Annotated in this window: 18 protein-coding genes and 1 other annotated feature; of the genes, 12 read left to right on the forward strand and 6 right to left on the reverse strand. The window is 55.7% G+C overall.

Going from position 1 to position 19,718, the window contains the following annotated elements; genetic code table 11:
- Positions 1 to 245: 245 nt before the first annotated feature.
- Genes NHG65_RS05370 through NHG65_RS05380 form a run of 3 tightly spaced genes read left to right on the forward strand, consistent with a single transcriptional unit; the run spans position 246 to position 2,717 of the window.
- Entirely contained in the window at positions 246 to 959 is a 714-nt protein-coding gene (locus NHG65_RS05370) for a metal ABC transporter ATP-binding protein (protein WP_099065372.1), read from the forward strand.
- On the forward strand, positions 956 to 1,813 hold the full coding sequence (locus NHG65_RS05375; RefSeq protein ID WP_499183020.1) for a metal ABC transporter permease: 858 nt from the start codon (positions 956 to 958) through the stop codon (positions 1,811 to 1,813). The genes NHG65_RS05370 and NHG65_RS05375 overlap by 4 nt, the downstream gene beginning before the upstream one ends.
- Before the next feature lie 25 nt (positions 1,814 to 1,838).
- Complete coding sequence (locus NHG65_RS05380) at positions 1,839 to 2,717, forward strand: metal ABC transporter substrate-binding protein (protein ID WP_499183021.1); 879 nt, start codon at positions 1,839 to 1,841, stop codon at positions 2,715 to 2,717.
- Between the two features lie 117 nt (positions 2,718 to 2,834).
- Here NHG65_RS05380 and ykgO read toward each other — a convergent pair whose 3' ends face one another.
- The 4 genes from ykgO to sdeX all read right to left on the reverse strand — a co-directional run bounded on the left by ykgO (position 2,835) and on the right by sdeX (position 7,923).
- Positions 2,835 to 2,975 (reverse strand): type B 50S ribosomal protein L36, encoded by a 141-nt coding sequence (ykgO, locus tag NHG65_RS05385; RefSeq protein WP_085115485.1) that lies wholly within the window; start codon positions 2,973 to 2,975, stop codon positions 2,835 to 2,837.
- Between the two features lie 12 nt (positions 2,976 to 2,987).
- Positions 2,988 to 3,245, reverse strand: coding sequence for a type B 50S ribosomal protein L31 (locus tag NHG65_RS05390; protein ID WP_099065369.1), 258 nt, complete (start codon positions 3,243 to 3,245; stop codon positions 2,988 to 2,990).
- Between the two features lie 326 nt (positions 3,246 to 3,571).
- Positions 3,572 to 6,718 carry a multidrug efflux RND transporter permease subunit SdeY gene (gene sdeY, locus NHG65_RS05395; RefSeq protein ID WP_099065368.1) on the reverse strand — a complete coding sequence of 1,049 codons (3,147 nt, stop codon included), beginning with the start codon at positions 6,716 to 6,718 and terminating at the stop codon, positions 3,572 to 3,574.
- A 17-nt stretch (positions 6,719 to 6,735) separates the two neighbouring features.
- Complete coding sequence (sdeX, locus tag NHG65_RS05400; protein ID WP_099065367.1) at positions 6,736 to 7,923, reverse strand: multidrug efflux RND transporter periplasmic adaptor subunit SdeX; 1,188 nt, start codon at positions 7,921 to 7,923, stop codon at positions 6,736 to 6,738.
- Between the two features lie 142 nt (positions 7,924 to 8,065).
- On the opposite strand from sdeX, the gene acrR reads away from it, so the two are divergent.
- The 3 genes from acrR (at position 8,066) to mscK (ending at position 12,615) form a co-directional block, all read left to right on the forward strand.
- Positions 8,066 to 8,749, forward strand: coding sequence for a multidrug efflux transporter transcriptional repressor AcrR (gene acrR / locus NHG65_RS05405; protein WP_099065366.1), 684 nt, complete (start codon positions 8,066 to 8,068; stop codon positions 8,747 to 8,749).
- A gap of 11 nt (positions 8,750 to 8,760) precedes the next feature.
- On the forward strand, positions 8,761 to 9,120 hold the full coding sequence (locus NHG65_RS05410; protein ID WP_085115490.1) for a DsrE/DsrF/TusD sulfur relay family protein: 360 nt from the start codon (positions 8,761 to 8,763) through the stop codon (positions 9,118 to 9,120).
- 102 nt (positions 9,121 to 9,222) lie between these two features.
- On the forward strand, positions 9,223 to 12,615 hold the full coding sequence (mscK, locus tag NHG65_RS05415; RefSeq protein ID WP_499183022.1) for a mechanosensitive channel MscK: 3,393 nt from the start codon (positions 9,223 to 9,225) through the stop codon (positions 12,613 to 12,615).
- 39 nt (positions 12,616 to 12,654) lie between these two features.
- On the opposite strand, the gene rsmS is transcribed toward mscK, so the two are convergent.
- Positions 12,655 to 12,834: a pleiotropic regulatory protein RsmS gene (gene rsmS / locus NHG65_RS05420; protein ID WP_112347671.1), complete on the reverse strand. Its 180-nt coding sequence runs from the start codon at positions 12,832 to 12,834 to the stop codon at positions 12,655 to 12,657.
- Positions 12,835 to 12,940: 106 nt separating this feature from the next.
- Positions 12,941 to 13,477: a primosomal replication protein PriC gene (gene priC, locus NHG65_RS05425; protein ID WP_099065362.1), complete on the reverse strand. Its 537-nt coding sequence runs from the start codon at positions 13,475 to 13,477 to the stop codon at positions 12,941 to 12,943.
- 150 nt (positions 13,478 to 13,627) lie between these two features.
- On the opposite strand from priC, the gene NHG65_RS05430 reads away from it, so the two are divergent.
- From NHG65_RS05430 to htpG, 6 genes are all read left to right on the forward strand, one after another.
- Positions 13,628 to 14,008: a DUF454 family protein gene (locus tag NHG65_RS05430; protein ID WP_499183023.1), complete on the forward strand. Its 381-nt coding sequence runs from the start codon at positions 13,628 to 13,630 to the stop codon at positions 14,006 to 14,008.
- 114 nt (positions 14,009 to 14,122) lie between these two features.
- Positions 14,123 to 14,674 carry an adenine phosphoribosyltransferase gene (gene apt / locus NHG65_RS05435; protein WP_099065360.1) on the forward strand — a complete coding sequence of 184 codons (552 nt, stop codon included), beginning with the start codon at positions 14,123 to 14,125 and terminating at the stop codon, positions 14,672 to 14,674.
- A gap of 83 nt (positions 14,675 to 14,757) precedes the next feature.
- Complete coding sequence (dnaX, locus tag NHG65_RS05440; RefSeq protein ID WP_499183024.1) at positions 14,758 to 16,710, forward strand: DNA polymerase III subunit gamma/tau; 1,953 nt, start codon at positions 14,758 to 14,760, stop codon at positions 16,708 to 16,710.
- Positions 16,043 to 16,107, forward strand: a sequence feature (DnaX frameshifting element). It overlaps the preceding gene by 65 nt.
- Positions 16,711 to 16,751: 41 nt before the next feature.
- Positions 16,752 to 17,081 (forward strand): YbaB/EbfC family nucleoid-associated protein, encoded by a 330-nt coding sequence (locus tag NHG65_RS05445; protein WP_012005575.1) that lies wholly within the window; start codon positions 16,752 to 16,754, stop codon positions 17,079 to 17,081.
- The gene (gene recR / locus NHG65_RS05450) at positions 17,081 to 17,686 is read left to right on the forward strand and encodes a recombination mediator RecR (protein WP_012005576.1); all 606 of its coding nucleotides are present in this window, start codon (positions 17,081 to 17,083) and stop codon (positions 17,684 to 17,686) included. The genes NHG65_RS05445 and recR overlap by 1 nt, the downstream gene beginning before the upstream one ends.
- Positions 17,687 to 17,821: 135 nt before the next feature.
- On the forward strand, positions 17,822 to 19,687 hold the full coding sequence (gene htpG, locus NHG65_RS05455) for a molecular chaperone HtpG (RefSeq protein ID WP_198404504.1): 1,866 nt from the start codon (positions 17,822 to 17,824) through the stop codon (positions 19,685 to 19,687).
- Positions 19,688 to 19,718 lie beyond the last annotated feature (31 nt).

Genomic DNA, 19,718 nt, shown 5'->3' on the forward strand with positions numbered 1-19,718 from the left:
GCATTGTTACGTTCAGTTGCATTAATCGTTGGGGCAGAGGCTTGAGTCATTGAAGTGTTTGTGATGTTATATTATAACATTTAAATCTCCTTTCGTTTGGCCATGAAACTGACACCGACACCTCAAGATGACGCTGTACCGTCATTAAACTCATTGTTCACCGCCTCTGCAGGGTTGCGCTGCGGTATCGCCGTGATGCTACTGGTCCTACTCTGGCTGGGCATTCACTGGGCGGTAGCACTGCCATGATCACTCTGCAGCAGGCCGTCCTGGGCTACGGCGGGGAGCCCCTTTTTCCCCCACTCAACGGTCACTTTGCCGCGGGTTCTCTGACGGCGGTGGTCGGCGTGAATGGTGCGGGCAAGTCCACGTTGTTGAAAGCTTTGGCCGGACTTTTACCGCTGCAAAGTGGCAAGCTGTCTTTCAGCGGTAATAAACCGCCCCGAATGGCTTATTTACCGCAGCAGGCCGAGTTGGATCGCCAGTTCCCGATCGTGGTGAGCGATCTGGTAGCGATGGGCAGTTGGCTGCAGATGGGGATGTTCGGTGGACTGAGCAAGCGCGCAGCGCAGCAGATTGCCGAGGCGTTGGCTGCCGTCGGTATGACCTCAATGGCCCACAGTCCGGTCGGTGAGCTTTCCGGCGGCCAACTGCAACGGGTGCTGTTTGCCCGCCTGCTGGTCCAGCAGGCACCGCTGATTTTATTGGATGAACCCTTTACCGGCATCGACAGCGCGACCACCCAGTTATTGTTGCAAGTGATCGCTCAGTTGCATAAACAGGGGAAGACGGTGATTGCTGTGCTCCATGACATGTCGATGGTAGAGAGGCATTTTCCGCAGGCCTTGTTATTGACGCCGCAGTGCTGCCACTGGGGAGCCGCCGATCGGGTGCTGGACCACATTCCCGCGTTGAATATTGCCAACCCGCCGCTGTGCCGTAGGGAGGTGGCGCAATGATGCTGCTTGAGCCCCTCATCGATCCCTTTGCCTCTTTCGGTTTCATGCGCCGTGCGCTGGTTGCCTGTTTTGCACTGTCGCTCAGTGCTGCGCCGCTGGGGGTTTTTCTGTTGTTACGCCGCATGAGCCTGGTGGGTGATGCGCTGTCCCATGCGGTGCTGCCTGGTGCCGCGATAGGCTATCTGATCTCCGGCATGTCGATGGTGGCAATGGGCGTCGGCGGCTTTATCGCCGGGCTGGCGGTAGCGATGTTATCTGGGCTGGTCAGTCGCCGGACGCCGCTGAAAGAAGACGCCAGTTTCGCCGGTTTTTATCTGGGGTCGCTGGCGCTGGGGGTGACCCTGGTTTCGCTGCGCGGTTCCAGCGTTGATTTGCTGCATGTGCTGTTCGGCTCGATTCTGGCGGTGGATACACACGCCATTGTGATGGTGGGGGCGATAACCAGTTTTTCTCTCCTGGCGTTGGCCGCACTGTACCGTGCCCTGGTGATTGAATCTTTCGACGCCACTTTTTTACGTGTCGGTGCGCCGCGCTGGCTGGCGGTAATTCACGGGTTGTTTCTGGCGTTGGTGGTAATCAATCTGGTCGCCGGTTTTCAAATTCTCGGCACCCTGATGTCGGTCGGGCTGATGATGCTGCCGGCCGCCAGCGCTCGTTTTTGGGCGCGTAATCTGCCGGAAACGCTGGCGGTGGCTATGGGCATCGGCATGCTATCCAGCCTGATCGGGCTGGAGTGGTCGTACTACGCTTCGTTGCCCGCCGGCCCGGCAATTGTGCTCAGCGCGAGCGTGATCTTCTTTGTATCAATTTTGTTTGGGACGCGTGGGGGGATTTATTCCCTGGCGCGCCGTTGAGAAGTGCTATATGCAAGGAGAAAGTATGAAACGTTTACCTTTATCGCTGGCGGTCGCTGCTCTGCTGTCCAGCCCATTGGCCATGGCCAAGACCGTGGATGCTGTCGCCAGTTTTTCCATCCTCGGCGATATCGTCAAGCAGGTGGGGGGAGAACATGTCAATGTCTCTACGCTGGTAGGGCCGGATGGCGATCCCCACAGCTTCGAGCCTTCACCGAAAGACAGTAAGTTGTTGTCGCAAGCTGATGTGGTGTTCGTTAGCGGCCTGGGGCTGGAAGGATGGATCGATCGCCTGGTCAGTGCGTCGGGTTACAAAGGGCCGGTTATTACCGCTTCGCAAGGGGTTAACTCGCGTCAGATGAACGAAGACGGCAAAGAAATCACCGATCCCCATGCCTGGAATAGCATGAAGAATGGCGTGCAGTACGCCACCAATGTGATGAACGCGCTGATTGTCGCCGACCCTGAAGATGCCAACTATTTCCGCCAGCGGGGTGCAGAGTATATCCAGCAGCTGCAGAAGTTGGATCTGTGGGCCAAAACCCAGTTTGCCGCAGTGCCGCAGCAAAAACGCAAGGTGCTGACCAGCCACGATGCTTTTGGCTACTTTGGGCAAGAATATGGCGTCACCTTCCTTGCCCCGGTCGGCTTCTCTACCGAGGCTGAGGCGAGTGCCAGCGACGTGGCTGGGCTGATCAAACAGATCAAGCAGGAGAAGGTTAATGCTTACTTTATTGAGAACCAAACCGATCCGCGCCTGGTGAAGCAAATTGCCACGGCTACCGGTGCTAAAGCCGGCGGTGAACTGTACCCAGAGGCGTTGTCCAAGCCGCAAGGACCGGCGGCCAGCTATGTGCAGGCATTCAAACACAATGTCGATACCTTGCTGGGTAGCATGAAGTAAACCGTAGCGGCCCTGTCATCATGATGGGGCCACTGTGGGCGTTTCAGTTTCTCCATAAAAAAAGCCCCGTTGAGCAGCAACGGGGCTTTGCGACAGACAGATGGCACGGCTGTTTACTTAACGCTTTTTCTTACGTCCCTGTACCGCTTTGAAACGTGGGTTAGCTTTACAGATCACATAGATGCGGCCTTTACGGCGCACGATCTTGCAATCCGGATGGCGTTTCTTCGCCGAACGCAATGAACTCAAAACCTGCATGTAGATCCCCTGTTACTTATTGCCAGTAAAGAAGCGACCAAAACGCTGCTGGAAGCGCGCCGTGCTGCCTTCTTTTGAGAAATCTTTCTGCTTGCCGGTGTAATACGGATGCGAAGCGGAAGAGATGTCGAGCGTGACATACGGCCAGTTCTCACCTTCAAGCTCAATGGTGCGATCGGTTTTAATGGTCGATCCCACTTTAAAGTAGGTATCGGCACTCAGATCGTGGAACACCACGGTACGGTAGTCAGGATGGATGCCTGCTTTCATGATGCACTCCAATGTAATGTTATACTATAACAATAATTATGCGCCGCACGGCAGGGCGGATCAAGTACAAAATGCATCTGCAGAGGAATTAATGAGAGTGGTTTGTATTAAGCCGCTGAAGCCAAAGAAAAAGGCCGCATAAGCGGCCTAAGATTACTGACGAAGTTACTTGGGGTTAAAGCAACGACTTGATAGCTGCCAGAACCAAAGGATGCTGTCTCTGGTTTAGCCCAAATATCCGAAAACCACGTTTTTCGGGTGTTTGTCGATAAGTTAAAGGCCGCATAAGCGGCCTTTGTATTCAGGGAGAAGCAGTCACTGAGTTATCAGTGATGATCAACCGGATGGCTGTGTTCTACATCGTCAGACTTCTTACTGAAGCGGCGGCGAACCACCACAAAGAAGACCGGAACGAAGAATATGGCCAAGACGGTCGCGGTAATCATCCCGCCCATAACGCCGGTACCTACCGCGTTCTGTGCGCCGGAGCCTGCACCGCTGCTGATAACCAGCGGCAGAACCCCGAGGATGAATGCCAGAGAAGTCATCAGAATTGGACGCAGACGCATACGCACAGCTTCCAACGTGGCTTCGATCAGACCCTTGCCTTCTTTATCCATCAGGTCCTTGGCGAATTCCACAATCAATATGGCGTTCTTCGCCGACAGGCCGATGGTGGTCAACAGCCCCACCTGGAAGTAAACGTCGTTGTTAAGGCCGCGCATGGTGGCCGCCAATAACGCACCGATAACCCCCAGTGGCAGAACCAGCATGACCGAGAACGGAATTGACCAGCTCTCGTACAATGCTGCCAGACACAGGAATACCACCAGAATCGAGATGGCATACAGTGCTGGAGCCTGGTTACCGGACAGACGTTCCTGATAGGACATACCGGTCCAGTCGTAACCAATGCCGCTTGGCAGCTTGGAGGCCAGTTCTTCCATTAGGTTCATGGCTTCACCGGTACTCTTGCCTGGCGTTGCCTGGCCCAGAATTTCCATCGAAGGCAGACCGTTATAACGTTCCAGACGCGGTGAGCCGTATTCCCATTTCGCCGAGGCGAAGGAGGAGAACGGAACCATCTGGCCGCTGGTGCCGCGGACAAACCATTTATTGATGTCTTCCGGCAACATACGGAACGGCGCATCAGCCTGCACGTACACTTTCTTCACACGGCCGCGGTCGATGAAGTCGTTAACGTACGAGCCACCCAACGCGGTGCTCAGCGTGCTGTTAATGGTGGTAATGCTAACACCCAGCGCCTTGGCTTTTTCCTGGTCGATAATCAGCTTGAACTGCGGCGTATCTTCCAGACCGTTAGGGCGCATGCCCACCAGCAAGTCCGGATGCTTGGCAGCCATGCCCAGCAACTGGTTACGTGCATCGGTCAGTTTTTCATGCCCCAGGCCACCCTGGTCGATCAGCTGGAAGTCAAAACCGGTCGCGGTACCCAATTCGATAATCGCCGGCAGGTTGAACGGGAATACCATGCCGTCTTTAATCTTCGAGAACGCGCCCATTGCACGGCCTGCGATCGCCGGCACTTTATTCTCTTCGCCTTTACGCTCAGACCAGTCTTTCAGGCTGACGAACGACAGGCCGTTGTTCTGGCCATTACCGTTAAAGCCGAAGCCCGCAACGGTAAACACCGAAACCACGTTGTCTTTTTCTTTGGTCATGAAGTAGTCGGTGACTTCTTCCAGAACCTTAGAGGTACGAGCTTCGGTAGCCCCCGCAGGCAACTGCACCATGGTCAGCAAAATGCCCTGGTCTTCGTCCGGCAGGAACGAGGAAGGCAAGCGCAGGAACAACAGCGCCATGCCGACAACGATCAGCAGGTAGATCACCAGATAACGACCGGTACTGCGCAGAATATTGGCTACGCTGTCGGTGTAGTGGTGGGTGCTCTTTTCGAACATGCGGTTAAACCAACCGAAGAAGCCGGTTTTAACCCCGTGGTCGCCTTTTTTCACTGGTTTGAGCATGGTGGCGCACAGCGCCGGCGTCAGAATCAACGCCACCAGTACCGACAGCGCCATCGCGGAAACGATAGTGATGGAGAACTGACGATAGATGGCACCGGTCGAACCGCCGAAGAACGCCATCGGTACGAATACCGCTGACAGCACCATGGCAATACCGACCAGCGCACCCTGGATCTGTTCCATCGATTTCTTGGTGGCTTCTTTCGGCGGCAGTCCCTCTTCGGACATCACACGCTCGACGTTTTCCACCACCACGATGGCATCATCCACCAACAAGCCTATCGCCAGCACCATGCCGAACATCGTCAGGGTGTTTATCGAGAAGCCGAAGGCCGCCAGAATGGCAAAGGTCCCCAGCAACACTACCGGCACCGCAATGGTTGGGATCAAGGTTGCGCGGAAGTTCTGCAGGAACAAATACATCACCAGGAATACCAGGATGATGGCTTCGATCAGCGTTTTCACCACTTCGTTAATCGAGATCTTAACGAACGGGGTGGTGTCGTACGGATAAACCACTTTCATCCCTTGCGGGAAGAATGGTTGCATCTTGGTCAGCGCGTCTTTAACCCCTTGCGCGGTGTTCAGGGCGTTGGCGCCGGTCGCCAGTTTGATACCCAGACCCGCTGCCGGTTTACCGTTATAACGTGCGGTTACCGCATAGCTTTCAGCACCGCGCTCAATATGAGCCACGTCGCTCAGGCGAACCTGAGAACCGTCCGCATTCACCTTCAGCAGGATCTTGCCGAACTCTTCAGGCGAGGTCAGACGGGTCTGCGCGATGATTGAGGCGTTAAGTTGTTGACCCGGTACCGGTGGCATCCCACCCAATTGCCCTGCGGCGATCTGGTTGTTCTGCTCGGTGATGGCGGACGTCACGTCCGTCGTGGTCAACTGGAAATTGTTCAGCTTGTTCGGATCCAGCCAGACACGCATTGCGTACTGGGCACCAAACAGTTGCACCTCACCCACACCGGATGAACGGCTGATCGGGTCCTTGATGTTGGAGGCCACATAGTCCGCGATATCATCCTGAGTCATGCTCGGGTCATCGGAAATGAAGCCGGCCACCATCAGGAAGCTGCTGCTGGACTTTTCAACTTTCAGGCCCTGTTGCTGCACTTCTTGCGGCAGTAACGGCGTAGCCAATGACAGTTTGTTCTGGACCTGAACCTGAGCGATGTCTGGGTCAGTGCCGGAGTTAAAGGTCAGTGTAATGGTGACGCTACCAGAGGAGTCACTGGTGGAGGACATGTACATCAGATTATCGATACCGTTCATGTTCTGTTCGATAATCTGAGTGACGGTATCCTGCACCGTTTTAGCATCTGCGCCCGGATAGTTTGCGGAAATACTTACCGCCGGTGGTGCAATAGTTGGATACTGCGCAATCGGCAGTTTCATTATTGACAGCACACCCGCCAACATGACGATGATGGCGATTACCCAGGCGAAAATAGGGCGATCTATAAAGAACTTAGCCATGTCTTACCGGCTCCTTTTTATGACTTCTGCGCTTCAGACTGCGGCTGCTTTTGCGCCTGAGTGTCAACTTCCTGCACTTTTACCTGAGCGCCTGGGTGGGCTTTCATCAGGCCGGTGACAATCACGCGGTCGCCGGTTTTCAAGCCGTCGGTAACCAGCCATTTGTCGCCAATAGCCAGATCCGCTTTCAGCGTGCGCAATTCGACTTTGTCGTCAGCACCCACCACCAATGCGGTAGCTTCACCACGCGGGTTACGTGTCACACCCTGTTGTGGCACCAGCAAGGCATCGCTACGCACGCCTTCGTCCAGACGGGCGCGAACGAACATGCCCGGCAACAGCGTATCGTTCGGGTTCGGGAACACCGCACGAATAGTGATGGAACCGGTGGTTTCATCAACGGTGACGTCAGAGAACTCCAGCGTACCTTCCTGAGCGTACTGCGTGCCGTTTTCCAGCAGCAGTGTCACCTTGGCCTTGCCGTTTTCCTGTTTCAGCGCACCGCTGGCCAGTTCTTGTTTCAGGCGCAGGAAATCGTTGCTCGACTGAGTCACGTCGACGTACATCGGATCCAACTGCTGCACGGTGGACAGAGCAGTAGTCTGGCCGTTGGTAACCAGCGCGCCTTCAGTCACGGCAGATTTGCCGATGCGACCGGAGATCGGTGAAGTCACTTTGGTGTAAGCCAGGTTGATACGCGCGGTTTCCACTGCGGCTTTAGAGGCCACTACCGCGGCTTCTGCCTGTTGCAGCGTGGAGACAGCAGTATCGTAATCCTGCTTACTGATGTAGCTGGTACCCAGCAATGGTTTGTAGCGGTTTACCGTGACGCGCGCGATCGAGGCACTTGCCTGGGATCTGGCCAGGTCGCCTTTGGCGCTGTCATAGCTTGCCTGATAAGTAGCAGGATCGATCTGATACAGGGAAGACCCTGCCTTGATATCACTGCCTTCAACAAAGTTGCGTTTCAGGATAATACCGCTGACCTGAGGGCGAACTTCGGCGATACGATACGCAGCGGTACGGCCAGGAAGATCGGTAGTCATATTGAGAGGCTCGGCCTTCAACGTCACTACACCCACTTCGGGAGCCGGTGGTTGGGCGCCTTGCTGTTGGGTTTCTTTATCGTTACATCCTGTAAGCATTAAGCTGCCTGAAAGCATCAGAACTGCCGCCAGAGGCGTTAACCCTCTGTTTTTGTTCATAGAAAAACCTCAAGTGTCCGATTTCAAAATGATCAATGGATCACAAGCTTTAAAACCCATTGCTGCGTTAATTATATGTGCGTGCTATGGTACATACATACGCGAATGTATGTAAATCACACTCCCCCGAAAAAACAACGCCATGGCACGAAAAACCAAACAGCAGGCGCTAGAAACTCGACAGCACATACTTGATGCTGCGGTGCAAGAATTTTCTGAACGTGGCGTTTCTGCAACCTCACTGACAGATATTGCCACGGCTGCCGGAGTTACGCGTGGTGCAATTTATTGGCACTTCAAGAACAAGGTAGACCTGTTTAACGAAGTTTGGGAATTATCAGAGTCAAAAATTGGCGATCTCGAACTAGAGTATCAGGCAAAGTACCCCGAGAATCCACTGCGTATTTTACGAGAAATTCTGATTTACATTCTGACGGCTACGGTCGATGACAGCCGTCGGCGAGCCCTGATGGAAATCGTTTTTCACAAGTGCGAATTCGTTGGTGAGATGATGCCGCTGCATGAAGCGCGTAAAGTCTTGTACCTGGCAGGTTACGAACGTATTGAGTCGGTCCTGCGCGACTGTATAGCCCATGGCCAATTGCCCGCTGATTTACATACCCGTCGCTCGGCAATCATTATGCATGCCTATATTACCGGCCTGATGGAAAACTGGCTGTTTATGCCGGAGAGCTTTGATCTGAAAGCCGAAGCGCCGGTGTTGATCGATTCTTTCCTCGAAATGGCCCAATTCAGTCCCACGTTGCGGCTCAGGCCGGAAGAGCTGGCGGCGCAGCCGCGCAGTGTCGAAAGTCATCCTTTATAAGGAGAAATACCATGTCATCGTCCTCCGTTGTGTTGATTGCCAATGGCGCCGCCTATGGTCACGAATCCCTGTTTAACGCCTTGCGTCTGGCGATTACCCTGAAAGAGCAGCAAAGCGATCTCGACCTGAAACTGTTTCTGATGTCCGACGCGGTCGTCGCCGGTCTGGCCGGGCAACAGCCGCGAGAGGGTTATCATTTGCAGCAGATGCTGGAAATTCTCACTGCGCAACAGGTGCCGGTAAAACTGTGCAAGACCTGCGCCGACGCGCGTGGCATCAGTCAACTGCCGCTGGCGGATGGGGTGGAGATTGGCACCCTGGTAGAGTTGGCGCAGTGGACGCTGGCGGCCGGGAAAGTGCTGACGTTCTGATCCCGCGATCTCTCTGTACATCACCAGCAACGCTTTTCTTATTCTGTGGCTATCTGCGATCGTGATAATCTTGACGCTTCTTTATTGATTCGAAGCCAAATCATGCATCGCAGGTTAGCTAAACGTTCTTTTCTGGCGTTACCCTTGTTCTTCGGTGTGGGCCTCTCCCGCGCCCTTGCCCTGTTTTTACTGATCGCGGTTTGCGCGGTCTGCCAACCTGCGGCCTATGCGTCCCTGAATGGCGATCTGCCGTCACGCAGCGAAATCCAAAGCCAGCTTGAAGCGCTGAACAAGCAAAAGACGCTGACGCCGGTCAATAAACTCACCCAACAAGATTTGACCCGCACGCTTGAGCTGCTGGATGCCATCGAACGCACCAAACAGGACGGCGCTCAGCTTAAGCAGCAGTTGCAGTTGGCTCCGGGGAAACTGCGTCAGGTCACCGCCGATCTGGATGCGTTGAAGACGCCGGTCGACAGCGCAGCCGCCAGAGCCGAACTGCTGCCGCTTTCCCTGCGTCAGTTGGAAACCCGGCTTTATCAGACACTCGACGATCTGCAAACCGCACAGGAAAACCTGTCGACTTATAACAGCCAACTGGTTTCGCTGCAGACCCAGCCGGAACGGGTACAGAGCAGCATGTATACCGCTTCGCAGCGCCTGCAGGAGATCCGCAACCAGATCAACGATCAGACACCGGGCCAAAACTCACTGCGCGACAGCCAGTTAGTGATGCTGGCGACCGAACAGACGCTGCTCAATGCGCAAATTGATCTGCAGCGCAAGAGCCTGGAGGCTAACACCACTTTGCAGGATCTGCTGCAAAAGCAGCGTGATTACACCACCGGGCACATTGATGCACTGGACCACAACGTGCAGTTGCTGCAAGAGGTGGTCAACAGCAAGCGCCTGACGCTGTCGGAAAAAACCGCCAAAGAAGCACAGAACCCGGAAGACGCCACGGATATCCAGCACGATCAGTTGGTCAGTAAAGAGCTGGACGTTAACCGCCAGCTCAGCCAGCGGCTGATTGCCGCCACCGAAGAGAGCAACGTGTTGTTCCAGCAGAATATTCGGGTGAAGAACTGGCTCGATCGCGGCCTGCAGGCGGAACGCAATTTGAAAGAACAAATCCAGGTGCTGAAAGGCAGTCTGGTGCTGTCGCGCATTTTGTATCAGCAACAGCAAAGCCTGCCGCAGGGCACGCTGGTGGCGGACATGGGCACGCGCATCGCCGATCTGCGTCTGGAACAGTTTGATATCAATCAACAGCGCGACGACCTGTTCAAAGGTGACGACTACATCAATAAGCTGGTTGCCGACAGTAAAGAAAAAGCCAGCACGGACGTGCTTGACGCTTTGAGCGAAATCGTCGATATGCGACGTGAATTGCTGGATCAGTTAAACAAACAGCTGAGTAATCAGTTGGCACAGTCGATCAGTCTGCAGATCAACCAACAGCAGCTGACCAGCGTTAACAGCTCGCTACGGGATACGCTGACTCAGCAGATTTTCTGGGTCAACAGCAACAAGCCGGTTGATCTGGCGTGGCTGAAAGCTTTGCCGGGCGCGCTCAGGGATCAGATTGCCACTCTCGACTTCAAATTAGACATCGGCAAAATGGTGCAGGGCGGGCTGAATTCACTGGTCATCCTGATCCCGTTGCTGCTGTTGCTCGGCCTGCTGCGCTGGCGCTACAAGTTGATCGACAGCCATTTGCAGAAACTTGCTAACGATGTTGGGCAGTTGAAGCGTGATGGCCAACTGCACACGCCAAAGGCCATCATACTGACCTTGCTGAAGGTATTACCAGGCTCAGCGCTGCTGCTGGGTGCCGGTTTCTGGTGCTATCGTGCTGAAATTGGCCTCAGTGATTTTATTTGGGCACTGTCGCAACAATTGGCGCTGTTTTGGCTGATTTTCGGTTTCACCTATCGCACCCTGGCGGTGGGGGGCGTTTGCGAGCGGCACTTCAATTTCACTCCTGAGCTTTGTGCACACTACCGCCGGCAGACGGTGCGTCTGGGCTTGACGCTGCTGCCGTTGATCTTCTGGTCGGTATTGGGCGAGAAAGCGCCGCTGCGGCTGGTGGAGGATGTCATCGGTCAGGTGGTGGTGATGCTGACGTTGGCGCTGCTGGCCGTACTGGTGTTCCCGATGTGCCGTGACAGCTGGCGTGAGAAAGGCTCGCACGCAGTGCGATTGGTGATTGTTACCGCGATTGCCGCCACGCCGCTGATCCTGCTGGGGCTGATGTTTGCCGGTTACTTTTACACCACGCTGCGGTTGGCCGGTCGCTGGATCGACAGCCTGTATCTGTTCTTCCTGTGGAACATTGTTTATCTGACGGCTATTCGCGGCCTGAGCGTGGCGGCGCGGCGTTTGGCCTATCGTCGTGCGCTGGCCCGTCGCCAAAGCCTGGCGAAAGAAAAAGAGGGGGCCGAAGGGCTGGAACCGGTCGAAGAGCCGCCTTTGGCGCTTGACCAGATCAACCAGCAGTCGCTGCGTCTGACCACCATGGCCCTGTTTATTATCTTTGCCAGCGCCTTCTATGCCATTTGGTCCGATCTGGTGACGGTGATTTCGTATCTGGACAGCATCACGCTGTGGCATTACACCAGCACCGTCGCCGGCAGCAGCGTGGCGCAGGCGGTGACGTTGGGCAACATGATGGTGGCGATTGCTGCGGTTATTGTCGCCTACGTCATGACGCGCAACCTGCCGGGCTTACTGGAGGTGGTTGTGCTGTCGCGGTTGCAGTTGCGGCAGGGCACCTCTTACGCCATCACCACCATACTGACCTATCTGATCACCACCGTGGGTGCAGTGACTGCGCTCGGATCGCTGGGCGTATCCTGGGATAAGCTGCAATGGCTGGCCGCCGGTTTGACCGTGGGGCTGGGCTTCGGCCTGCAGGAGATTTTCGCCAACTTTGTCTCCGGCCTGATTATCCTGTTTGAACGGCCGATCCGCATCGGCGATACCATTACTATTGGCACTTTCTCCGGCTCGGTCAGTAAAATTCGTATTCGCGCAACCACCATAACCGACTTTGACCGCAAAGAGGTGATCATCCCGAACAAGGCGTTTGTCACCGAGCGGCTGATTAACTGGTCGCTGTCAGACACCATCACCCGCGTATTGATCAAGGTTGGCGTGGCCTACGGCTCCGATCTGGACAAGGTGAAAGCGGTGTTGCTGCAGGCGGCGCGTGATAACCCGCGGGTGATGACCGATCCTGAGCCGCAGGTGTTCTTCCTGAATTTCGGCGCCAGCACGCTGGATCACGAACTGCGCCTGTACGTGCGTGAGTTGCGTGACCGTAGCTATACCGTTGACGAACTGAACCGCTCGATCGAACGCCTGTGCCGCGAGAACGATATCAATATTGCCTTCAACCAGCTTGAGGTGTACTTGCACAATCAGCAGGGCAACGAGGTGCAGGAAGTGAAACGGACGCTATCACCGGATGAAGGCGGCATGTCGGCAGGCTAATGGGATAAGGATAAGGGTTCAGCGCAGGCTGAACCCTTTTTACTGGTCGACAGGCAGGTAAGGGGAGGTCACACCGTTGCGTTGCAATTTTTCCTGATAGTCCCGTTTGACAATATCCAGCGCCGCCAGCGCGGTAGCCGGATCGATCTCATTACATTCCAGCAGATAAATCAGATCTACTGCCAGTTGCAATTCTGCTGAGGCATTTTCCAGAGACATAAAACCCACGTTTAAATTGAGATGAATGAGTGATGCTTCGCTTCGGCTGAGTATAGTGAACAAGATCCGCGGAGGGGAATAATCATTAAAATATTGTGATAAATCTTCAAAAACCGTTTTCTTTACGTTCGATACTGCGCTCAATACGTGCCAGCGCCTGACGGCAACGCATCAGTCGACCTTCCAGCGCCGCCAGCTCATGCTGCAGTTTTTGCTGCGCCGCCAGCGTGGTCTGCCTGCCTAACAGACTTTCCCGATCCTGGATCATCGAAATGATCCGACGTTCATAATCCTGATGTTCAGCCAGCTTGTGATACAAATCTACGGCCGTCACTTGCTTGGGCTGATTTTTCCGACGCAACGCCTGGGTCGCCAATTCGCGCTGCAGGGCGGTGATTTGCGCCACCAGTCTCTCGGCCAGAAAGGCCACCTGGGTAGTGCGGCTATCGTTGGCTGCGGTTTGCAACTGGGCAAAGTTCTTTTGTACTTCTGTCAGGTAATCACGCAGCCGGGTACCACGGTTGGAAAATAACGCAGCGTCAAAGCGTGCCTGAGGGATCGGGGCGTCGCCTTGCGGCGTGATTTCACCGGCTAACACGGTGATCTGCTGTTCTAACACTTGTAAAAGACGCTGAGTGCTCACGTTGGCTCCATGACGATGATATTGGGCTCAGCTTGCCTTCGATCACGCCGTGAAACAAGCGCTGTGCGCATATTCCGGCCGTTGCGGCTGGTGGTGCAGGGGAGGCCGATGATAAAGTGACGGCAGACAGGTTGATGGACAAGGACTCGCATGACGCGTTGGTTATTGATAATCCTCGGTTGGTTAGCGGTGGTGCTGGCGACGCTGGGCGTGGTATTGCCCCTGCTGCCCACCACGCCGTTTCTGCTGTTGGCCGCCTGGTGCTTTGCCCGTTCATCGCCGCGATTCCACGCCTGGCTGCTGTACCGCTCCTGGTTTGGCTCCTATCTGCGCCACTGGCAACAGCACCGGGCATTACCGCCTGGGGCCAAATGGAAGGCGGTGTTGATGATTGTGCTGACGTTTGCGGTTTCTCTGTGGTTGGTGAAAATCTGGTGGGTGCGCGGCATGCTGTTAGTGATGCTGGCCATTCTGCTGATCTTTATGTTGCGTCTGCCGGTTGTTGACCTGTCGCAACAAAAACAGCGTTGATCGCACACCGCCGGTTGCATTTGTCCGCCAGTTTGCATAAATTTGAGCGTTTTCGTGCGCGGGTTGCAGACGACCTGTGCGCAAGTCATCAGGCAGTTTTATCAGGCAACAATTATGACCGCTACTGCGCAGCAGCTTCAGTTTATTAAAGACAGTATCAAAACCATCCCGGATTACCCTAAGCCGGGCATACTGTTCCGTGACGTCACCAGCCTGCTGGAAAACCCGCTGGCCTATGCCGCCAGCATTGAATTACTGGTTGAGCGCTTCCGTGAAGCGGGCGTCACCAAAGTGGTTGGCACCGAAGCGCGCGGCTTCCTGTTTGGCGCTCCGGTTGCGTTGGCACTGGGCGTGGGCTTTGTACCGGTACGTAAACCGGGCAAGCTGCCGCGTGAAACCCTCAGCGAAAGCTATGAGCTGGAATACGGCACCGACCGACTGGAAATCCATACCGACGCTATCAGCGCCGGCGATAAAGTGCTGGTGGTGGACGATCTGCTGGCTACCGGCGGCACCATCGAAGCCACCGCAAAACTGATCCGCCGTCTGGGCGGTGAAGTCACCGACGCCGCCTTTATTATCAACCTGCCGGATCTCGGCGGTGAAGCGCGTTTAAACACCCTGGGTATTGAATGCTACAGCCTGGTCAACTTCTCCGGCCACTGATCTGCATTACCACAACGGCCTCGCGGATCGCCGCGGGGCTGTGTTAGCATGACCCTCCAGATTACTCGACTTTTCCGGTATTAATGAGCTATCAGGTTCTTGCCCGTAAGTGGCGCCCTCAAACGTTTGCAGATGTTGTCGGACAGGAACATGTCCTGACTGCACTGGCTAACGGCCTCTCGCTGGGGCGGATCCATCACGCCTATCTGTTCTCGGGCACGCGTGGCGTGGGTAAAACCACCATTGCGCGCCTGCTGGCCAAAGGCCTGAACTGTGAAACCGGCATCACCGCCACACCGTGCGGTCAATGTGACAACTGCCGCGAGATTGAGCAGGGACGTTTTGTCGATCTGATCGAAATCGACGCCGCGTCCAGAACCAAGGTGGAAGATACCCGCGATTTACTGGATAACGTCCAGTACGCTCCCGCCCGCGGCCGCTTCAAGGTTTACCTGATTGACGAAGTGCACATGCTTTCGCGTCACAGCTTTAATGCGCTGTTGAAAACGCTGGAAGAGCCTCCTTCGCACGTCAAATTCCTGCTGGCAACCACCGATCCGCAAAAGCTGCCGGTGACCATTCTGTCACGCTGTCTGCAATTTCATCTCAAGGCGCTGGACGTCGATCAGATCCGTGGCCAACTGGAAACGGTGCTGCAGGCGGAACAGATCACCAGCGATCAGCGAGCGTTGCAGCTATTGGCGCGAGCCGCCGATGGCAGCATGCGTGATGCACTGAGCCTTACTGACCAGGCGATTGCCATGGGCCAGGGGCAGGTGACTACCGCCACCGTCAGCCAAATGCTTGGCACGCTTGACGACGAACAGCCGTTGGCGATCCTCGAAGCGCTGGTCAGTGCCGATGGCGAAAAGGTGATGGCGCAGGTTGCGCAGGCCGCTTCGCGCGGTGTCGATTGGGAAAATCTGCTGGTCGAGACGCTGGCGTTGCTGCACCGGATTGCGATGGTGCAACTGCTGCCGTCGGTGTTGGACAATCATTACGCCGCCATTGAACAACGGCTGCGTGAACTGGCGCGTACCTTGCCGCCGACTGACGTACAGCTCTATTACCAAACGCTGTTGGTTGGACGCAAAGAGCTGTCCTTTGCGCCAGATCGCCGCATGGGGGTTGAAATGACTCTGCTGCGCGCGCTGGCGTTTCACCCGAAAGCGGTGATCCCGGAGCCGGTGGCGATGGTGCAAACCGCGCCAGTGCAGATGGCTCAGCCACAGACTCAAGCGGCCCAGCCGTCACAGTTTCAGGACGCACCCCCGCCGTTAGGACAGGTTGCGCCGCAGAACAATCAGCAAGCGAATTTACCGGATGCCACCGCACAATTATTAAAGGCGCGTACCCAACTGCTGAGGCAGCAGGGAGCATCCACACCAAAAAAGAGTGAACCGGCGGCGCCTGGAAAAGCGCGGCCGGCAAACTCAGCACTGGAGCGGTTGGCTTCCGTGACTGAGCGCAGCCAGCAGCGCCAGGCGGAAAAGATCGTGCAGGAAAAACCGGTCAAGCCGGAGGCTTATCGTTGGCGTGCATTGACCGAGCCGGTGGCCGAGCCGGAGCCGCTGGCCACGCCGAAAGCGCAGCGTACCGCGCTCGAGCATGAGAAAACCCCCGAGCTGTCGGCCAAGCTGGTGGTTGAATCGCTGGAACGCGATGCCTGGGCGGCGGAAATCGATAAGCTGAAAATACCGAAACTGGTGCAGCAGTTGGCATTAAACGCGGTTAAACAGCTGCTGGAACCCGGTAAGATTTGTCTCCATCTGCGGTCGTCGCAGCGTCACCTGAACTCGCCTTCGGCGCAGAAGGTGCTGACCGAGGCGCTCAGCGAGCTGTATGGCAGCCCGGTTGAGTTGACCGTGGTGGAAGACGATAATCCGGCGGAGCGAACTCCGCTGGAATGGCGACAAGCCATTTACGAAGAAAAACTGGCGCAGGCGCGCCAGTCGATCGTTGCGGATACCCATATTCAGACGCTGCGCCGGTTCTTCGACGCGGATCTGGATGAAGACAGTATTCGCCCCATTTAAACGCTGCGTAAAGTGCGCGGCCCTAGCGACGAGAGACGACTATGTTTGGTAAAGGCGGTCTGGGCAACCTGATGAAGCAAGCCCAGCAAATGCAAGAAAAAATGCAGCAGATGCAGGAAGAAGTTGCCAAATTGGAAGTGACTGGCGAATCCGGTGCCGGCCTGGTGAAAGTCACCATCAACGGCGCGCACAACTGCCGTCGTGTGGAGATCGATCCGAGCCTGATGGAAGACGATAAAGATATGCTGGAAGATCTGATCGCTGCTGCGATCAACGACGCAGCACGTCGCATCGACGAAACCCAGAAAGAGAAGATGGCGTCTGTGTCCAATGGCATGCAACTGCCACCTGGCTTTAAGATGCCGTTCTGATGCAAACCAGCCCGCTCCTTGAAACACTGATGGAGGCGTTGCGTTGCCTGCCGGGCGTTGGCCCGAAGTCGGCGCAGCGCATGGCATTCCAACTGTTGCAGCGCGATCGCAGCGGTGGCATGCGTTTGGCGCAGGCGCTGACCCGCGCCATGTCGGAAATCGGCCACTGTGCCGATTGCCGCACCTTCACCGAGCAGGATATCTGCACCATCTGCGCCAATCCGCGCCGTCAACAAAACGGCCAGATCTGCGTGGTGGAAAGCCCGGCTGATATTCACGCCATTGAGCAGACCGGGCAGTTCGCCGGGCGCTACTTTGTGCTGATGGGCCACCTGTCGCCGATGGACGGCATTGGCCCAGGGGATATCGGTTTGGATCGGCTGGAGCAACGGCTGGAAAAAGAAAGCGTTACCGAAGTGATCCTGGCGACCAACCCGACGGTGGAAGGTGACGCAACCGCCAACTACATCGCCGAAATGTGTGGTCAGTATGGCGTAGTGGCCAGCCGCATTGCCCACGGCGTGCCGGTGGGTGGTGAGTTGGAGATGGTTGACGGCACCACGCTGTCACATTCCCTGGCCGGTCGCCACGTTATCAAATTCTGATGCTTGGCGGGGCCATCGCGGCCCCGTTACTTTCCAAAAAAATTCCCCCCAGTCGCTTGAAAAACAATACCCTGACCCCCACTTGATCCTCATTGTCCGATTTTGGTAGCTATATCTTTGAGGTAATCAATGAGTATGAAAGGTCAAGAAACCCGTGGTTTCCAGTCTGAAGTAAAACAACTGCTTCATTTGATGATTCATTCGCTGTACTCCAATAAAGAAATTTTCCTGCGCGAGTTGATCTCCAACGCCTCGGACGCCGCCGACAAGCTGCGTTTCCGCGCGCTGTCCACGCCTGAGCTGTATGAAGGCGACGGCGAGCTGCGTGTGCGTCTTTCCTTCGATAAAGACCAGCGTACGCTGACCATTGCTGACAACGGCATTGGCATGAGCCGTGAAGAAGTGATTGAAAACCTCGGCACCATCGCGAAATCAGGGACCAAATCCTTCCTGGAATCTATCGGTTCCGATCAGGCCAAAGACAGCCAACTGATCGGCCAGTTCGGCGTGGGCTTCTACTCCGCGTTCATCGTGGCGGATAAAGTCACCGTACGTACCCGCGCTGCCGGTGCAGCCGCCGATCAGGGCGTGTTCTGGGAATCTGTCGGCGAAGGCGATTACACCATTGCCGATGTCAGCAAAGAAGATCGCGGTACTGAAATCACTCTGCATCTGCGCGAAGGCGAAGATGAATATCTCGACGCCTGGCGTCTGCGTTCGGTGATCGGTAAATACTCCGACCACATCGCACTGCCGGTTGAGATTGAAAGCAAAAACGAAGAAGACGGCACCGTTACCTGGGAAAAAATCAACAAGGCGCAGGCCCTGTGGACCCGTAGCAAGGCCGACGTCACCGACGAAGAATACAAAGAGTTCTACAAGCACATCGCTCACGATTTTACCGATCCGCTGAGCTGGAGCCACAACCGGGTGGAAGGCAAGCAGGAATACACCAGCCTGCTGTATATCCCGGCGCAGGCTCCCTGGGATATGTGGAACCGCGATCACAAACACGGTCTGAAACTGTATGTACAACGCGTGTTCATCATGGACGACGCTGAACAGTTCATGCCGAACTACCTGCGTTTCGTGCGCGGCCTGATAGATTCCAACGATCTGCCGCTGAACGTCTCGCGTGAAATTCTGCAGGACAGCCGTGTGACGCAAAACCTGCGCGGCGCGCTGACCAAGCGTGTGTTGCAGATGCTGGAAAAACTGGCCAAAGACGACGCGGAAGGCTACCAGAAGTTCTGGCAGCAGTTCGGCCTGGTGTTGAAAGAAGGCCCGGCGGAAGACGCGAACAACAAAGAAACCATTGCCAAGCTGCTGCGTTTCGCTTCTACCCAGAGTGACAGCTCGGCGCAAACCGTCTCGCTGGAAGAGTACGTTGGCCGCATGGCGGAAGGGCAGGAGAAGATTTATTACATCACTGCCGACAGCTATGCCGCCGCCAAGAGCAGTCCGCACCTGGAGCTGTTCCGTAAGAAAGGCATCGAAGTGTTGCTGCTTTCCGATCGCATCGACGAATGGATGATGAGCTACCTGACCGAGTTTGACGGCAAGCCGTTCCAGTCGGTCAGCAAGGCGGACGACGCGCTGGACAAGCTGGCGGACGAGACCGAAGAGCAGAAGGCCGCAGAGAAGCAGCTGGAGCCGTTTGTTGACCGCGTGAAGACCCTGCTGGGCGATCGGGTGAAGGACGTGCGCCTGACGCACCGCCTGACCGATACGCCGGCTATCGTCATCACCGACGCCGATGAAATGAGCACCCAGATGGCGAAACTGTTTGCCGCTGCGGGCCAGGAAGCGCCGGCCGTGCAATACATTTTCGAACTGAATCCGGAGCATGCGCTGGTCAAACGCGCATCCGATGTGGGCGATAACGAACAATTCGCCGAATGGATTGACCTGTTATTGGATCAGGCGCTGCTGGCTGAACGCGGCACGCTGGAAGACCCAAATCAGTTTATCCGCCGCATGAATAAGCTGTTGTCCGCATAACAGTGACTCTATACGCCCCTGGCCTAAAGGT

Origin of the sequence: Serratia myotis (genome assembly GCF_027474885.1) — a bacterium.
Lineage (GTDB): Bacteria > Pseudomonadota > Gammaproteobacteria > Enterobacterales > Enterobacteriaceae > Serratia > Serratia proteamaculans.

Excerpts from the sequence above, each read along its gene's own strand:
- NHG65_RS05370 (WP_099065372.1), top strand. The coding sequence starts at position 246 with ATGATCACTCTGCAGCAGGCCGTCCTGGGCTACGGCGGGGAGCCCCTT.
- htpG (WP_198404504.1), top strand. The coding sequence starts at position 17,822 with ATGAAAGGTCAAGAAACCCGTGGTTTCCAGTCTGAAGTAAAACAACTG.
- sdeY (WP_099065368.1), bottom strand. The coding sequence starts at position 6,718 with ATGGCTAAGTTCTTTATAGATCGCCCTATTTTCGCCTGGGTAATCGCC.
- recR (WP_012005576.1), top strand. The coding sequence starts at position 17,081 with ATGCAAACCAGCCCGCTCCTTGAAACACTGATGGAGGCGTTGCGTTGC.
- mscK (WP_499183022.1), top strand. The coding sequence starts at position 9,223 with ATGCATCGCAGGTTAGCTAAACGTTCTTTTCTGGCGTTACCCTTGTTC.
- sdeX (WP_099065367.1), bottom strand. The coding sequence starts at position 7,923 with ATGAACAAAAACAGAGGGTTAACGCCTCTGGCGGCAGTTCTGATGCTT.
- NHG65_RS05445 (WP_012005575.1), top strand. The coding sequence starts at position 16,752 with ATGTTTGGTAAAGGCGGTCTGGGCAACCTGATGAAGCAAGCCCAGCAA.
- NHG65_RS05390 (WP_099065369.1), bottom strand. The coding sequence starts at position 3,245 with ATGAAAGCAGGCATCCATCCTGACTACCGTACCGTGGTGTTCCACGAT.
- dnaX (WP_499183024.1), top strand. The coding sequence starts at position 14,758 with ATGAGCTATCAGGTTCTTGCCCGTAAGTGGCGCCCTCAAACGTTTGCA.
- NHG65_RS05430 (WP_499183023.1), top strand. The coding sequence starts at position 13,628 with ATGACGCGTTGGTTATTGATAATCCTCGGTTGGTTAGCGGTGGTGCTG.
- apt (WP_099065360.1), top strand. The coding sequence starts at position 14,123 with ATGACCGCTACTGCGCAGCAGCTTCAGTTTATTAAAGACAGTATCAAA.
- NHG65_RS05380 (WP_499183021.1), top strand. The coding sequence starts at position 1,839 with ATGAAACGTTTACCTTTATCGCTGGCGGTCGCTGCTCTGCTGTCCAGC.
- ykgO (WP_085115485.1), bottom strand. The coding sequence starts at position 2,975 with ATGCAGGTTTTGAGTTCATTGCGTTCGGCGAAGAAACGCCATCCGGAT.
- NHG65_RS05410 (WP_085115490.1), top strand. The coding sequence starts at position 8,761 with ATGTCATCGTCCTCCGTTGTGTTGATTGCCAATGGCGCCGCCTATGGT.
- NHG65_RS05375 (WP_499183020.1), top strand. The coding sequence starts at position 956 with ATGATGCTGCTTGAGCCCCTCATCGATCCCTTTGCCTCTTTCGGTTTC.
- rsmS (WP_112347671.1), bottom strand. The coding sequence starts at position 12,834 with ATGTCTCTGGAAAATGCCTCAGCAGAATTGCAACTGGCAGTAGATCTG.
- acrR (WP_099065366.1), top strand. The coding sequence starts at position 8,066 with ATGGCACGAAAAACCAAACAGCAGGCGCTAGAAACTCGACAGCACATA.